General features: G+C 61.0%; 16 protein-coding genes. 7 read left to right on the top strand and 9 right to left on the bottom strand.

Annotated elements, in window-relative coordinates; translation table 11 throughout:
- The 3 genes from ACSPX5_RS12240 to ACSPX5_RS12230 are packed head-to-tail and all read right to left on the bottom strand — an operon-like array spanning nucleotide 1 to nucleotide 3,568.
- Nucleotides 1–1,272 carry a dihydrolipoamide acetyltransferase family protein gene (locus ACSPX5_RS12240; RefSeq protein WP_439821789.1) on the bottom strand — a complete coding sequence of 424 codons (1,272 nt, stop codon included), beginning with the start codon at nucleotides 1,270–1,272 and terminating at the stop codon, nucleotides 1–3.
- On the bottom strand, nucleotides 1,273–2,331 hold the full coding sequence (locus ACSPX5_RS12235; protein WP_085698142.1) for an alpha-ketoacid dehydrogenase subunit beta: 1,059 nt from the start codon (nucleotides 2,329–2,331) through the stop codon (nucleotides 1,273–1,275). It lies immediately after the preceding gene.
- Between the two features lies 1 nt (nucleotide 2,332).
- Nucleotides 2,333–3,568 carry a 3-methyl-2-oxobutanoate dehydrogenase (2-methylpropanoyl-transferring) subunit alpha gene (locus ACSPX5_RS12230; RefSeq protein WP_169430854.1) on the bottom strand — a complete coding sequence of 412 codons (1,236 nt, stop codon included), beginning with the start codon at nucleotides 3,566–3,568 and terminating at the stop codon, nucleotides 2,333–2,335.
- Between the two features lie 185 nt (nucleotides 3,569–3,753).
- On the opposite strand from ACSPX5_RS12230, the gene bkdR reads away from it, so the two are divergent.
- The gene (gene bkdR / locus ACSPX5_RS12225) at nucleotides 3,754–4,242 is read left to right on the top strand and encodes a Bkd operon transcriptional regulator BkdR (RefSeq protein ID WP_007915088.1); all 489 of its coding nucleotides are present in this window, start codon (nucleotides 3,754–3,756) and stop codon (nucleotides 4,240–4,242) included.
- Between the two features lie 12 nt (nucleotides 4,243–4,254).
- On the opposite strand, the gene ACSPX5_RS12220 is transcribed toward bkdR, so the two are convergent.
- Together ACSPX5_RS12220 and ACSPX5_RS12215 are read right to left on the bottom strand one after the other, a co-directional pair.
- Entirely contained in the window at nucleotides 4,255–5,115 is an 861-nt protein-coding gene (locus tag ACSPX5_RS12220) for a tyrosinase family protein (RefSeq protein ID WP_323160220.1), read from the bottom strand.
- 126 nt (nucleotides 5,116–5,241) lie between these two features.
- A complete protein-coding gene (locus tag ACSPX5_RS12215; RefSeq protein WP_323160221.1) occupies nucleotides 5,242–6,105 on the bottom strand; it encodes an MBL fold metallo-hydrolase in 864 nt (287 codons plus the stop codon).
- A gap of 99 nt (nucleotides 6,106–6,204) precedes the next feature.
- On the opposite strand from ACSPX5_RS12215, the gene ACSPX5_RS12210 reads away from it, so the two are divergent.
- The 3 genes from ACSPX5_RS12210 to ACSPX5_RS12200 are packed head-to-tail and all read left to right on the top strand — an operon-like array spanning nucleotide 6,205 to nucleotide 8,636.
- Nucleotides 6,205–6,543 (top strand): ArsR/SmtB family transcription factor, encoded by a 339-nt coding sequence (locus ACSPX5_RS12210; protein ID WP_007952897.1) that lies wholly within the window; start codon nucleotides 6,205–6,207, stop codon nucleotides 6,541–6,543.
- A 38-nt stretch (nucleotides 6,544–6,581) separates the two neighbouring features.
- Complete coding sequence (locus ACSPX5_RS12205; RefSeq protein ID WP_439821788.1) at nucleotides 6,582–7,826, top strand: FAD-dependent oxidoreductase; 1,245 nt, start codon at nucleotides 6,582–6,584, stop codon at nucleotides 7,824–7,826.
- A 9-nt stretch (nucleotides 7,827–7,835) separates the two neighbouring features.
- A complete protein-coding gene (locus ACSPX5_RS12200; RefSeq protein ID WP_169430850.1) occupies nucleotides 7,836–8,636 on the top strand; it encodes a sulfite exporter TauE/SafE family protein in 801 nt (266 codons plus the stop codon).
- A gap of 42 nt (nucleotides 8,637–8,678) precedes the next feature.
- Here ACSPX5_RS12200 and ACSPX5_RS12195 read toward each other — a convergent pair whose 3' ends face one another.
- A complete protein-coding gene (locus ACSPX5_RS12195; RefSeq protein ID WP_439821787.1) occupies nucleotides 8,679–9,629 on the bottom strand; it encodes a polysaccharide deacetylase family protein in 951 nt (316 codons plus the stop codon).
- 196 nt (nucleotides 9,630–9,825) lie between these two features.
- Here ACSPX5_RS12195 and ACSPX5_RS12190 point away from each other — a divergent pair, with 196 nt between their 5' ends.
- Together ACSPX5_RS12190 and ACSPX5_RS12185 are read left to right on the top strand one after the other, a co-directional pair.
- A complete protein-coding gene (locus ACSPX5_RS12190; RefSeq protein WP_439821786.1) occupies nucleotides 9,826–11,481 on the top strand; it encodes an MFS transporter in 1,656 nt (551 codons plus the stop codon).
- On the top strand, nucleotides 11,478–12,620 hold the full coding sequence (locus ACSPX5_RS12185) for an HlyD family secretion protein (protein ID WP_169430847.1): 1,143 nt from the start codon (nucleotides 11,478–11,480) through the stop codon (nucleotides 12,618–12,620). Before ACSPX5_RS12190 ends, ACSPX5_RS12185 begins: the two co-directional genes overlap by 4 nt.
- Before the next feature lie 2 nt (nucleotides 12,621–12,622).
- On the opposite strand, the gene copD is transcribed toward ACSPX5_RS12185, so the two are convergent.
- From copD to ACSPX5_RS12170, 3 genes are read right to left on the bottom strand one after another with little or no spacing between them, the layout of a single operon-like run.
- Nucleotides 12,623–13,480 carry a copper homeostasis membrane protein CopD gene (gene copD / locus ACSPX5_RS12180; protein WP_439821785.1) on the bottom strand — a complete coding sequence of 286 codons (858 nt, stop codon included), beginning with the start codon at nucleotides 13,478–13,480 and terminating at the stop codon, nucleotides 12,623–12,625.
- A 3-nt stretch (nucleotides 13,481–13,483) separates the two neighbouring features.
- On the bottom strand, nucleotides 13,484–13,846 hold the full coding sequence (gene copC / locus ACSPX5_RS12175) for a copper homeostasis periplasmic binding protein CopC (RefSeq protein ID WP_207863878.1): 363 nt from the start codon (nucleotides 13,844–13,846) through the stop codon (nucleotides 13,484–13,486).
- Between the two features lie 47 nt (nucleotides 13,847–13,893).
- Nucleotides 13,894–14,328 (bottom strand): GNAT family N-acetyltransferase, encoded by a 435-nt coding sequence (locus ACSPX5_RS12170; RefSeq protein WP_207863877.1) that lies wholly within the window; start codon nucleotides 14,326–14,328, stop codon nucleotides 13,894–13,896.
- Nucleotides 14,329–14,475: 147 nt separating this feature from the next.
- Between ACSPX5_RS12170 and ACSPX5_RS12165 the strand changes: the two genes are divergently transcribed.
- Entirely contained in the window at nucleotides 14,476–15,096 is a 621-nt protein-coding gene (locus tag ACSPX5_RS12165; RefSeq protein WP_038365564.1) for a TetR/AcrR family transcriptional regulator, read from the top strand.
- Nucleotides 15,097–15,120 lie beyond the last annotated feature (24 nt).

The following is a 15,120-nucleotide window of genomic DNA, read 5'->3' as shown; positions in this document are numbered from 1 at the left end:
TCACTCCACAAACAGGGTCGCGGGTTGTTCGAGCAGGCCACGAATGGCCTGGATGAAGAGCGCCGCGTCCATGCCGTCGACCACGCGGTGATCGAAGGAGCTGGAGAGGTTCATCATCTTGCGAATCACCACCTGGCCTTTGACGACCATCGGCCGTTCGACGATTTTGTTGACGCCGACGATGGCCACTTCCGGCAGATTCAGCACCGGGGTGCTGACGATGCCGCCAAGGGCGCCGAGGCTGGTCAGGGTGATGGTCGAACCGGACAGCTCATCGCGGCTGGCCTTGCCATTGCGGGCTGCAGTGGCCAGACGGGCGATTTCCGCCGCACTGTCCCACAGGCTACGCGCTTCGGCATGACGCACCACCGGCACCATCAGGCCGACGTCGCTTTGGGTGGCGACGCCCACGTGCACCGCGCCGAGGCGGGTGATGACCTGGGCTTCGTCGTCGTAACGGGCGTTCATTTGCGGGAAGTCACGCAGGGCGACAACCAGCGCGCGCACCAGGAACGGCAGCAAGGTCAACTTGCCACGGCTGGCGCCGTGTTTTTCGTTCAGATGGGCGCGCAGTTCTTCAATCGCGGTGACATCGATTTCTTCGACATAACTGAAGTGTGCAGCGCGCTGAGTCGCGTCCTGCATGCGCTGGGCGATCTTGCGACGCATGCCGATCACTTGAATCTGTTCTTCATCGTTGCGCTGGGCGTAAGCGGCAGCTGTCGGCGCCGAAGCGTTTGACTGACTTTGGGCCAGATAAGCCTCGAGGTCTTCGTGCAATACACGACCGGCTGGACCGGAACCGCGCACCAGACGCAATTGAATGCCCAGATCCAGCGCATGTTTGCGCACGGCGGGCGAGGCCAGCGGACGGTCATTGGCTTCACGGGCAACCATCGGGCCCTGGCAAACCGGAGCCGTACGTGGCGCGGCGGGTTTGCTTTCAACGACAGCTTCAACTTTCGGTGCGACAGGTGTTTCCTTCGCCGCAACGGGAGCTGGCTTGTCGGACTCCTTCAGATTGCCCGCACCTTCAACCTCGATGCTGATCAGCACACTGCCGACCGCCATCACTTCACCCGGCTGACCGCCCAGCGCAATCACCTTGCCGTGTACTGGCGACGGGATATCCACCATCGCCTTGTCGGTCATCACGTCGGCCAGCACCTGATCTTCAACCACCAGATCGCCGACCTTGACGTGCCATTGCGACAGTTCAACTTCTGCGATGCCTTCGCCGATGTCCGGCATCTTGATAACGTGCGTGCCCATTCAGACCTCCATGACCCGTTTCAGCGCCGCGCCCACTCGGGACGGCCCAGGGAAATACGCCCACTCCTGCGCGTGCGGGTAGGGGGTGTCCCAACCAGTGACGCGTTCGATCGGCGCTTCCAGGTGGTGGAAGCAATGCTCTTGCACCAGCGACACCAGCTCGGCGCCGAAACCGCAGGTGCGGGTGGCTTCATGTACCACGACGCAACGGCCGGTTTTCTTAACGGATTTGACGATGGTTTCCAGGTCCAGCGGCCACAGGCTGCGCAGGTCGATGACTTCGGCATCCACGCCGGATTCTTCGGCGGCGACTTGCGACACGTACACGGTGGTGCCGTAGGTCAGGACGGTCACGTCCTTGCCCGGACGGGTAATGGCAGCGACGTCCAGCGGCACGGTGTAGTAACCGTCCGGCACTTGCGCGGCCGGGTGTTTCGACCACGGGGTTACCGGGCGGTCGTGGTGGCCGTCGAACGGGCCGTTATACAGGCGTTTCGGCTCGAGGAAGATCACCGGGTCATCATTTTCGATGGAGGCGATCAGCAGGCCTTTGGCGTCATACGGGTTGGACGGCATGACGGTGCGCAGGCCGCAGACCTGAGTGAACATCGCCTCGATGCTCTGGCTGTGGGTCTGGCCGCCGTAGATGCCGCCGCCGCAGGGCATGCGCAGGGTCATCGGCGCAGTGAACTCGCCGGCCGAGCGATAACGCAGGCGGGCGGCTTCGGAAATGATCTGGTCGGACGCCGGGTACACGTAGTCGGCAAACTGGATTTCAGCGACAGGGCGCAGGCCATAAGCGCCCATGCCCACGGCGACACCGACGATGCCGCTTTCGGAGATCGGCGCGTCAAACACCCGCGAGGTGCCGTATTTGGCCTGCAGCCCTTCGGTGCAGCGGAACACGCCGCCGAAGTAGCCGACGTCCTGGCCGAACACCACCACGTTGTCGTCACGCTCAAGCATCACATCCATGGCCGAGCGCAGGGCCTGGATCATGGTCATGGTGGTCGTGGTCATGGCGGTTTCCAACTGAATATTGTTGTTGTGATCGTTCATGTCAGATCCCCAACTGCTGACGCTGGCGCTTCAAGTGCTCCGGCATCTCTTTGTAGACGTCTTCGAACATGGTCGCGGCGCTTGGAATCTGGCCGCCGGCGAGGGTGCCGTACTGTTCGGCCTCTTTCTGTGCGGCGATCACTTCGGCTTCGAGCTCGGCGCTGACGGCGGCGTGCTCTTCTTCCGACCAGTGACCGACCTTGATCAGGTGCTGTTTCAGGCGGGCAATCGGGTCGCCCAGCGGGAAGTGGCTCCAGTCATCGGCAGGACGGTATTTGGACGGATCGTCGGAGGTCGAGTGCGGGCCGGCGCGGTAGGTGACCCATTCGATCATGGTCGGGCCGAGGTTGCGGCGGGCGCGTTCGGCGGCCCAGGCGGAAGCGGCGTAGACCGCGTAGAAGTCGTTGCCGTCAACCCGTAGAGAGGCGATGCCGCAACCGACGCCGCGTCCGGCGAAGGTGGTGGCTTCACCACCGGCGATGGCCTGGAAGGTCGAGATTGCCCACTGGTTATTGACCACGTTGAGGATCACCGGCGCACGGTAAACGTGGGCGAAGGTGAGGGCGGTGTGGAAGTCCGATTCGGCGGTGGCGCCGTCGCCGATCCAGGCCGAGGCGATTTTGGTGTCGCCCTTGATCGCCGAAGCCATGCCCCAGCCCACGCCTTGAATGAATTGAGTGGCGAGGTTGCCGGAAATGGTGAAGAAACCGGCGTCCTTGACCGAGTACATGATCGGCAGCTGACGACCCTTGAGCGGGTCGCGCTCGTTGGACAGCAGTTGGCAGATCAGGTCGACCAATGGCACGTCGCGAGCCATCAGAATGCTTTGCTGGCGGTAGGTCGGGAAGCACATGTCGTCGATGTTCAAGGCCAGGGCCTGGGCGCTGCCGATGGCTTCTTCGCCGAGGCTCTGCATGTAGAACGACATTTTTTTTTGACGCTGGGCGACCACCATGCGGTTGTCGTAGATCCGGGTCTTGAGCATGGCGCGCATGCCTTTGCGCAGGATCTCGACCGGCACGTTTTCGGCCCATGGGCCGAGGGCGTTGCCCTGGTCGTCGAGCACGCGGATCAGGCCACGAGCCAGGTCGGCGGTGTCGGCCGGTTCAACGTCGATGGAAGGTTTGCGCACCGTGCCGGCATCGGTCAGATGCAGGTAGGAGAAGTCGGTTTTGCAGCCTGGGCGGCCCGAGGGTTCAGGGACGTGCAGACGCAGCGGTTCATACGCTTGGGTCATGGCTTCTACGCTCGATCTTGTGAATTTCTTGTAGTGAGCTGGCAGTCATTCTTCGATAAAAGAAATCTTGTCCTACAACAATCATAGGCCCGGGCAAGAAGAATATTTCTCTCTGTTTCGTTGCGCTGGAGATCATTTGCAGATAGAAATTCTGCATAAACATAAAAAACAGGTGGTTTTGTCTCATGCGCAAACTGGACCGTACCGACATCGGCATTCTCAACAGCCTTCAGGAGAATGCGCGCATCACCAACGCCGATCTGGCCCGTTCGGTCAATCTGTCGCCGACGCCGTGCTTCAACCGGGTCAAGGCGATGGAAGAACTGGGGCTGATCCGTGAGCAGGTGACCCTGCTCGATGCCGACCTGCTCGGGCTGCACGTGAACGTGTTCATTCACGTCAGCCTGGAGAAGCAGGTGGAGGAAGCTTTGCAGCATTTCGAAGAGGCGATATCCGACCGCCCGGAAGTTATGGAGTGCTACCTGATGGCCGGCGACCCGGATTATCTGATTCGGGTGCTGGTGCCAACCATTCAGTCGCTCGAGCGCTTCATGATGGACTTTCTGACCAAGGTACCGGGTGTGGCGAACATACGGTCAAGCTTTGCACTCAAGCAGGTGCGCTACAAGACCGCTTTGCCGTTGCCGGCGAACGGTTTGACCCTCGGCAACTGATCGCTGAGAGCATTACAGGTAGTCATATCGATAATTCAGCTCTGTCGTATGGATCGCCTGCCCAACCGTGAATGTTTGTGCCCAGGGGGCGGGTTCATTCTCCGGGTGGAAAACCAGTGCTGTTTCATTCATGGCATCGGGATCGCCTTCTCTGGACGTGAATGCCGGGAGGCGCGGATGTTGATGCTTCCAGCGTTCCCACAACAGATCCATGTAGCAGTGATGCAGGAAGAAGACCGGGTCGTTCGGGGACGCCGCGTGTAGCATGTTGCCACCGACCCATGCATGAACCGGATTGTGCAGCTCTCTTTCTGCAACGTTTTCCCAACCGTCGGGCTCCAGCCAGTAGGGCGTCCTGTTAAGGGCAGAAATGACGGCCTCTGCCGAAGGCAGTGCGCCTTCTGCGCCCAGGTTTCGAAGCAGGCCCGTGTTTCCCGGTGCCTCGTCCCATACCGCCACTTCAAATTGAGAGTGCTCCCGGGAAAACGGGCCGGCGGTGACGCGCTGCCCCAGCGTGTTGTCGCCATTTCCCCCCATGAAATCGGAGGTGAAGGGGTTGTCGGCCCCCCCGAGTTGCCAGTTCCAGTAGGGCAGGGTGATGCCCGGATTATTGGCAGCGGCTTGCAGGGCCAGCTCGAACTGGCGAATCAGAATCCGGTGCCAGGGAAAGAACAGGGGACTGCCATGCGGATTGGGGTCCAGCGGGTTGCCCCGTCCCATCGAATTCTTGTGGATCTGGACGAAGTCATCGTAACGACTCTGCTGACCGGGGCGCAGTACGCTGTCGACGTTGTTTTTCAGCTTGAGGATCGCTTCGATGAAGGCAGATTTTTCATCCCGGGACAGATCCCGATGGTTGCGGCGAATATCCATATTTCAAAAACTCCATTGGTTGATTGCCCAATGAAGTCTGCCTGCTGGCCGGAATTAAACCAGTTCATCGCTATCGACGCGTTATGTGGGAAAAGCTTCCTCCATCACGCCCTGTGCAGCTTTTTCCTATAACGCATTGATCGGAATCTTCAGGTACGTCACGCCATTGCCTTCCGCTGGCGGCAGATTACCCGCCCGCACGTTGACCTGGATCGCCGGCAGCAACAGGGTCGGCATTCCCAACCCCGCGTCACGTCTGGTACGCATATCGACGAACGCGGCTTCGTCGACGCCATCATGCACATGGATATTGCTTTTGCGCTGTTCGCCGACGGTGGTCTGGCACTGCGAGGCGCGACCTTGCGGCGGATAATCGTGGCAGACGTAGAGCTTCACGCTGGCGGGGAAGGCCAGCAGTTTGTGGATCGAATGGAACAGTTGATGGGCATTGCCGCCGGGGAAGTCGCAGCGGGCGGTACCGACGTCGGGCATGAACAACGTGTCACCGACCAGGATCTGCTCGCCGTCGATCAGGTAGGCCATGTCTGCCGGGGTGTGGCCGGGAACGTGCAGGGCGGTCGCCTTGAGGTTGCCGATCCTGAACGACTCGTTCGGTGCGAACAGGTGATCGAACTGTGAGCCGTCGACGCAAAATTCCGGCTCAAGGTTGAATAGAGCCTTGAACACGTTCTGCACTTTGCTGATCGATTCACCAATCGCGATCTTGCCGCCCAATTCACGACGCAGATAGGGCGCGGCGGAGAGGTGATCGGCGTGGGCGTGGGTTTCCAGCAACCACTGCACCTGCAGATTGTGGGCTCGTACGAAGGCAATGATTTTGTCTGCCTGAGCCGTACAGGTACGGCCCGCGGCACCATCGTAATCAAGCACGGAATCGACGATTGCGCACTGTCCGCCATCGGCCTCGTAGACCACGTAGCTGTAGGTCGAGGAGGCGGGGTCGAGGAACGCTTCAATCATCGCGGGCATGGACAGGGTCCTGTGCAAATAGGTGGAAAGTCAGGGTTGCAACACTTTATGTAAACACATAATGTCCGCAGCTTAAGTGACGTTGAAGGCATCCTGCAAATGCAATCCAGTCTGACCGAATGTGAAGTCGCCCAACTGCGGGCCTCGGCCTCCAAGGCCTGTTCGCTGCTCAAGGCCCTGGCCAATGAGGATCGGCTGCTGATCCTGTGCCAGTTGACCCAGGGCGAACGCAATGTCGGCGAACTGGAAAAAATGACCGGTGTGCGCCAGCCGACCCTGTCCCAGCAATTGGGCATCCTGCGCGATGAAGGGCTGGTCGCGACCCGTCGTGAAGGCAAGTACATTTTCTACGGTCTGGCCAGTCACGAAGTGATCCAGGTAATGAAAACACTGTCCGGACTCTACTGCGGAGCCGTGCTCAAAAGCTGGGCGCAATAGACCCGGCTATCCTTGCGTGCAGCAATAAGGAACAAGCAATGAACGATCAACACTGGGGCCCATCCATCAGTGCGGACATCGTGGTCATCGGCGGCGGCACTGCCGGCATCGGTTTTGTCGCGAGCCTGCTCAAGCGCGATCCCGGCCTGAACATCACGGTGATCGAGCCGAGTGCTCAGCATTACTACCAGCCGGCGTGGACGCTGGTCGGCGGTGGGGCCTACGATGTCAGGGACACCGCCAGACCGATGAACAGGGTGATGCCGCGTCAGGCTACCTGGATTCAGGCAGCCGTGACCGGCATCGATCCCGACCAGCGCCAACTCACCCTCAACGATCAACGTACCGTCAGCTACCAGAACCTGATCGTCTGTCCCGGTCTGCGCCTGGCGTGGGAGAAGATCGAAGGCCTGCAGGAAAGCCTCGGCCAGCACGGCGTTACCTCCAACTACAGCTATCAGCATGCGCAATACACCTGGGATCAGGTGCAGAAACTGCGCGGCGGCAAAGCGCTGTTCACCCAGCCGGCGATGCCGATCAAATGCGCCGGCGCTCCGCAGAAGGCGCTGTACCTGTCCTGCGATCACTGGCTCAAAACAGGCGTATTGAACAAGGTCGAGGTTGAATTCAACCTGGCCGGCGCGGCGTTGTTCGGCGTGGCGACGTTCGTGCCCCCGCTGATGAAGTACATCGAAAAATACAACGCCCGTCTGGCGTTCAACGCCAATCTGGTCAAGGTCGACGGCCCGACGAAAACCGCGTGGTTCGAAGTCAAGGATGCCGATGGCAACGTCACTCAGGTAGCCAAGACCTTCGATCTGCTGCACGTCGTGCCGCCACAGGTTTCCCCTGACTTCATCGCACAAAGTCCGCTGGCTGACGCCGCCGGCTGGTGTGAGGTCAACCCGCACAGCCTGCAACATCCGCGTTACCCGCAGGTGTTCGCACTCGGCGATATCTGCAACACCACCAACGCGAAGACCGCTGCCGCCGTGCGCAAGCAGGTCGTGGTGGTCGCCGAGAACCTGCTGGCCCAGCGCAAGTCTCTGGCGTTGCCGCTGAAGTATGACGGCTACGGTTCCTGCCCGCTGACGGTGGAGAAGGGCAAGGTGATCCTCGCCGAGTTCGGCTACGGCGGTAAATTGCTGCCGACCTTCCCCCTCGACCCGACCGTGCCACGGCGTTCCGCGTGGTGGCTGAAGGCGTCCCTGCTGCCGTGGTTCTACTGGAACGGCATGCTCAAGGGCCGCGAGTGGCTGACCGGTGTGTCCAAAGTCGACTGAGTACTCCCTATGTTGCTGGCAAGTCTGTTTGGCGTGGTGATGGGATTGATCCTCGGACTGACCGGGGCGGGTGGCGGGATTCTCGCGGTACCGGCGCTGGTGCTCGGTCTGGGCTGGACGATGACGCAAGCAGCGCCGGTGGCGCTGTTCGCCGTGGGCAGTGCGGCGGCAGTCGGGGCCATCGATGGTCTGCGCCATGGGCTGGTGCGCTACCGCGCGGCGCTGTTGATCGCTGCGCTAGGCGCCGTGTTTTCGCCACTGGGCATCTACCTCGCGCACCAGTTGCCGGAGAAGGTCCTGATGATCCTCTTCAGCCTGCTGATGGTCATGGTGGCCTGGCGCATGCTGCGTCGCGAACGCCAGCAAGAGGGTCCGAGTGATCATGGCCACGCCAGTTGGGGGCAGAAGAACTGCATGCTCAATGAACAGACCGGCCGTTTCGACTGGACCGCCAAATGCACCGCAACCCTCGCAGCGCTGGGGGCGGTGACCGGTGTGGTGTCCGGACTGCTCGGCGTGGGTGGCGGGTTCCTGATCGTGCCGGCGTTCAAGCAACTGACCGATGTGCAGATGCGCGGCATCGTCGCCACGTCGTTGATGGTCATCAGCCTGATTTCCGCCATCGGCGTGATCGGTGCATTTCATGCCGGGGTGCGGATCGATCACTTGGGCATGGCGTTCATCGTGGCCAGCATCATCGGCATGATCGTTGGCCGAAAACTCTGTGCGCGGGTGCCGGCGCGGACGTTGCAGGTGGGATTTGCCAGTGTGTGCCTGGTCGTCGCCGTGTACATGTTGCTGCGGGCCTGAGTCGTTAAAGAGAAAATCGCAGCCTTGGCTGCGATTTTTTTATCACTGGTTGTACGCTGCCTCGGTGTTGTCGATCAGCGGGTTTTTCTCGGTCAGCACCACCTGGGCGATCTGATCCTTGCGCATGAACGTCACCTTCGGATGTGATTGCGCATAGCGGATAAAACGCTCCATAGCCTCGACCATTGCCGGCGTGCCGCCGATGCGGTCGTGCAGACTCACCGACATCATCCGCCGCTTGCTTGCGCCTTCTGTATAGAGTCGATCGAACTCCAGCACCAACTGCTGATAGAACTGCTCGGCGGAGAAATGCCGGCCTTCGATCAGCACGATGTCGTTATTGCGCAGGGTGTAGGGCACCACGGCGAATTTGCGCCCGCGAACCATGGTCACGAAGGGTTCGTCGCGGCTGACGTCATCGATGTGGTAGGTGAAATTCAGGTCCTGCAGCACCTTCAGCGTGTTGGGGCTGCGGCGCAGCCAGTTGGCGTTGTAGCCCACCGAGCGTTGGCCGGTGATTTTCTCTACCGCCGCGACGCCGTCACCGATGAACTGTTTTTCCTGGGCGTAGTTCATGTTGTACGAGTCGGCCCAGCGCATGCCGTGGGCCGCCAGTTCATGGCCGCGTTCGGCAATTGCCTTGGCCAGTTCCGGGTGCTTGAGCGCCGCTTCGCCGACCACGTGGGAGGTGACCTTGATGCCGGTGCGATCCCACAGATCGAGCATGCGCCACAGACCTTCCTTGTAGCCGTAATCGAACCAGGTCTGCGCCGGCAGATCCGGGTAGCCTTTGGGCAGCGGTGTGCCGGAGAACGGACTTTCTGCGCCCTCGGGCTGGCCGCCGGTTTCGAATTGCATCGACACCGAAATCACCAGTTGCGAGCCATCCGGCCACGGGCGTTCCTGGGCGTAGGCGAGGGTGGGCAGCAACAGGGCGGCTGCCAGTAGATTTTTCAGCAGACGCGGGGAGCGTTGCCAGCGGGGCGTGGTCATAACGGGCACCTTGCAGGTTGAGAAGTGCGGCAAGGTTGGCATCCGCTACGCTTGGGAAAAATCCGCTGCGGGCGAGATGACTTTTAAACAAAATTTACGAATCCACCCCAAACCCTTGTGAGCAAGCACCCACAGGGATATGTGTTTGGCTGCCGTTTTGCGGCAAACTCAAGCCATCACCGTACAAGGCCATTCAATGAACCAATACACCCCGCGCAACTGGCAGCCTCACGAGAAGCCCAGTTTGCCCGGATCCCCCTCGACGCCGCTGCACTCCAACCCCAAGCGTCTGGCCTATGCGCTGGTGGGGTTGCTGGTAGCGTTGACCGGCGGGTTGGGCAATTCGCTGGTGGTCGCCAACCTGCCTTACCTGCAAGGCGCGCTCGGGGCGACCACGGCGGAGATGGCGTGGCTGCCGGCGGCGTACGTGATGACCAACGTTTCGATGAACCTGCTGCTGGTGAAGTTTCGCCAGCAGTTCGGGCTGCGGGCGTTCACCGAGGTGTTTCTGGTGCTGTATGCGCTGGTGACGTTCGGCCATTTGTTCGTCAATGACCTGAACTCGGCCATCGCCGTGCGTGCGGCCCACGGCATGGTTGGCGCGGCGCTCAGTTCGCTGGGCCTGTATTACATGGTGCAGGCGTTCCCGGCCAAGTGGCGGATGAAGGCGCTGGTGCTGGGCCTCGGCACATCGCAACTGGCCTTGCCACTGGCGCGACTGTTTTCCGAAGACTTGCTGCAGATCGCCGAATGGCGCGGCTTGTATCTGTTCGAATTGGGCATGGCGTTGCTGTCGCTGGGCTGTGTATTGATGCTCAAACTGCCGCCGGGTGACCGGTTCAAGACTTTCGAACCCCTCGACTTCCTCACCTTCGCGATTCTGGCCAGTGGCGTGGCTTTGCTGTGCGCCGTGTTGTCCCTGGGCCGGATCGACTGGTGGCTGGAGGCCGACTGGATCGGCATCGCCCTGGCCGCGTCGATTGCCCTGATTCTCGCGGGACTGGCCATCGAACATAACCGCAGCAACCCGATGCTGATGACCCGCTGGCTCGGCAGCGGAGTGATGATCCGCCTGGCACTGGCGGTGATCCTGATTCGCATGGTCACCTCGGAGCAATCCACCGGTGCCGTGGGCTTTATGCAATACCTGAACATGAGCAGCCAACAGCTTCATAGCCTGTATGTGGTGATGCTGATCGGCAGCGTCGCCGGCCTGCTGACCAGTGCGCTGACCATTGACCCGAAACACCTGCTGATGCCGCTGATCATCTCGCTGGCGTTGATGGCCACCGGTTCGATCATCGACAGTTCCTCGAACAACCTGACCCGCCCCGGCAACCTGTATTTCAGCCAGTTTCTGTTGGCGTTCGGCAGCACTTTTTTCCTCGGTCCGACCATGGTCCTCGGCACCCGCAACGTGCTGACCAATCCGCGCAATCTGGTGAGCTTTTCGGTGCTGTTCGGGATCTGCAACAACCTCGGCGGCCTGATCGGTGCGGCGTTGCTGGGGACGTTCCAGATCGTTCGCGAGAAATTTCATTCCAGCCACATCGTCGAGCAACTGGTGCTTTCCGATCCCCGCGTCGCCGCTCGTGTGCAGAGCGGCGGTTCGGCGGTCGGCTCACTGATCGCCGACCCGAGCCTGCGCAACCTGCAAGGCATTCGCAGCCTGGCCAACGCCGCCACCCGCGAGGCCAACGTACTGGCCTATAACGATGTGTTCATGCTGATCGCGGTGATCGCGATCCTGACCATGATCTGGATTTCCATCCGCGCGCTGTGGCTGATCAGCACCACAAGAGCCGTCTCCCCGACACCTTCCGTACCTTCCAGCGGTGCCACTTCTTCATGACCGAACCGACTACCACGACCACCAATGCCATTGCCGCCACCCCTGAAGGCGTGGCGCCGCCGTCATCACCGAATACCGAGCCGCGGTCGTTGCGGGTGCGGATCATCTCGTCGCTGGGCTTTGCCGGGGTCGCCATCGTCGGTGTGCTGATCGTGCTCTATGCCTGGCAGTTGCCGCCGTTCAGCAGCGCGGTGGAGACCACTGAAAACGCCCTGGTGCGCGGGCAGGTTACGATCATCGGCCCGCAGCTCAGTGGCTATGTGTTTGAAGTGCCGGTGCAGGATTTCCAGTTTGTGAAGCAAGGGGATTTGCTGGTGCGTCTCGATGACCGCATCTATCAGCAACGTCTCGATCAGTCGCTGGCGCAACTGGCGGTGCAGAAGGCTGCGCTGGCCAATGTGGTGCAGCAGCGCAACAGCGCCGAGGCGACCATCAAGTTGCGTCAGGCGGTGGTGGCCGACAGCGAGGCGCAATTGCGCAAAAGCGAGGCGGACCTGCGCCGCAACACGGCGCTGGTCAATGACGGCTCGGTGTCCAAACGCGAGATGGACGTGGCGCTGGCCGCCAACGCGCAAAGCATTGCATCGGTGGCCCAGGCCAAGGCCAATCTGGAAATCGCCCGGCAGGATCTGCAAACCGTGATCGTCAATCGTGGCTCGCTGGAGGCCGCAGTGGCCAGTGCCGAGGCCGCCGTGCAACTGGCGCGAATCGACCTGTCCAACACCCGCATCATTGCCCCGCGTGACGGTCAGCTCGGGCAGATCGGCGTGCGTCTGGGTGCCTACGTCAATTCCGGGGCGCAACTGATGGCGCTGGTGCCGGACCAGAAGTGGGTGATTGCCAACATGAAAGAAACCCAGATGGATAACGTGCGGGTCGGGCAACCGGTGAGCTTCACCGTCGATGCGCTGAACCATCGCAGATTCACCGGACACGTTCAGCACATCTCGCCCGGCACTGGTTCGGAGTTCGCGTTATTGCAGGCCGACAATGCCACCGGCAACTTCGTGAAGATCGCCCAGCGTGTGCCGGTGCGAGTGACCATCGATCCGGACCAACAGGAAATCGAGCGCTTGCGGCCGGGGATGTCGGTGGTGGTCAGCATCGATACGGCGAAGGGTGATACTCAGAAACACTGACCTCAGACCGCAATCATTGGCGGCAGGGTGCCGAGCACGGAAACCGCCGCCACGGCACCGATCCCCAGCAGCCACTCCAGCATCACGCTGCACTTGAGGGTATCGACGCGCTGTTCGCAATCACGGATGCGCAAGCGATTGAACAGCGCCAGCACCAGCATCCCGAGCACCAGCAAGGCCTTGATCAACAGGATCAGGGCGAATCCCGAGAATAATGGCGTCGGCCACCACTGGCCGGTGAGGACACGCACGTTGATCAATCCGGTGATCAGCAGACCGGCAACCAACACATAGCCGATCCCGCTGAACCGCTGCAAGACGTAGCGCACCGTTTCGCCGGACTGGCGCAGAATCGCCACCAGCATCAACAACCCACCGAGCCAGGCGCCGACGCAGGTCAGGTGAATGACCTGATTGAGGATCAACATCTGGCCGCTGAAACCGTCGAGCATCGCCCCGTGGCCGACCGGCGCGAGGGTCATCAGCAGCAACGCGCTCAGGCCCAGCCGCAATGGCTGGCTCGAACGCCAGGGCGTAAACAGTAGCGCCAGCAACAGTGCATTGATCAGCAGGTGCCAGCGCCACACCTGGCCAAAAAACGTATGGCCCAACACCCGCTCGACAGTGTCCGGATCGAACGCCGCAGCGGCTGAACCGGCCATGCTCGCGGTGATCAGCAACGCCCAGGCAACGCCGCTGGCCAAGGCGATCGCCGCCAACCAACGAGCCAGCCGCGCCAGGTGTCGATCCAGCGCCAGCGCGTCACCCTTGAGCAGCAGGGGCCGGAACAGCCAGGCCCCGAACAGCATCAACACCACGATGAAATGCAGGAACCGGCACAGCACCAGCGCGTCATTCATGAATTACTGGCCAACCTTGAACTGATAGGCGCCTTCGCTCTTGTGCGTGTCGACCGACACCGCGTGCCATTCAACCTTGTATTCGCCAGCGGTCAACGGTGCTTCGGGGGTGACGATCAGGGTTTTCCTGTCGCCTTCGGTGGTCAGCGGCTTGATCTTCACCGGCGCGCCGTCGTGGGTCAGGATGACTTTGGTGAAGCCGGCTTCGACGCCTTCGGAAAACACCAGGCGCAAATCCGCAGGCGCGGCGACGGTGCTGTCGGCGGCCGGGGTTTCGCCTTTCAGGTGAGCATGGGCGAACGCCTGGGAAGTGACGACCAGCGAGGCCAGCAGGGCGCCGGCAGTGAGCAGTTGCTTCATCGACATGGGCAGGTTCCTTTCAGTGAAATGGCGGGCTGAGTATAGAGAGAGGATCACAGGGCTTTCAGGCGCATGTGAATGACCGGAAAAGGCCGGCCTTCGCCGTCAAGTGCCGAGCGGCCGATGTCTTCGAATCCGTAGTGCCGGTAGAAGCCGTGGGCCTGCGGATTCTGTTCATTGACGTCGACCTTCAGCAGAGGGCGGCGGACATGATCGAGCAAGCGGCGGCCGATACCTTGGCCACGCCGGGCCGGGTCGATGAACAGCATCTGCACGGTGTCGTCATCGGTGGCGATGAAACCTGCCGGGGAACGGTCGGGGTTCTCGAAGACCCAGACATCCAGCGCGGGCAGGTAGGCGTCACGCACCAGCGGGAACAACCGGTGAATGTCATCTTCCGGAAGAAAATCATGGGTGGCGCGGACCGAGCGTTCCCACAGGTCGGCAAGTTGCGGGTCGTCGGCGGCGATGCGCTTGCGAATGTTCATCGACAGGATCCTTCAGCGTCTGACAGGGAGAAGGGGGGCGATCCTAAACCAGAAAAAAGCCCAAGTGTGTGAAGAATCGTTCTCGCCTGTCGCCCCTTGCCCAGAGCGGATGCTAGTCTTCAACAACGTTGTCTTCAGGGAGCCCTCATGGGCAATCACAAGATCGAAATCCGCCGCAGCAATGTCGAGAAAATCCTTCTGGCGGCGGAAAAAGTGTTCGCCGAAAAAGGCTTCGGCGGCACCGCCATGGCGGACATCGCCGCCGAAGTGCAGCTGCCGCGCTCCAACCTGCATTACTACTTTTCAACCAAGAGCGAGCTGTACAGCGCCGTGCTGTTCGACCTGCTGGAAGTGTGGAAGCAGGACGCGCTGTGCTTCGAGATGTTCGATGATCCCCGTGTGGTGCTCAGCAGCTACATCCGGGCCAAGATGAACCACTCGCGCAGCCGGCCCTACGGCTCGAAAGTCTGGGCCAACGAAATTATCCACGGCGCGCCGACGCTGGGTGAAGCGCTGGATGTGAGCCTCTATGACTGGGCGAAGATGAAGGAAGCGAAGATCCGTCAGTGGGTGGAAGACAAGCGGATTTTGCCGGTGGAGCCGTCGAGCCTGCTGTATATGATCTGGGCGTCGACGCAGCACTATGCGGACTTCGATCATCAGGTGAATATTTTGAATGAGCATCAGCCGTTGTCGGACATGCAGTTCGAGCGGGCGGTGCAGACGGTGACGAGTGTGATTTTGCGGGGGATAGGTTTGGAGCCCTGAGTCTTGTGGTGGCCGGGCTGGCCT

The organism is Pseudomonas sp. HLG18 (genome assembly GCF_051903985.1).
GTDB classification, from domain to species: domain Bacteria; phylum Pseudomonadota; class Gammaproteobacteria; order Pseudomonadales; family Pseudomonadaceae; genus Aquipseudomonas; species Aquipseudomonas fluorescens_BT.
The sequence above is the reverse complement of the archived record's forward strand: the minus strand, read 5'-3'. Positions and strand labels throughout refer to the sequence as shown.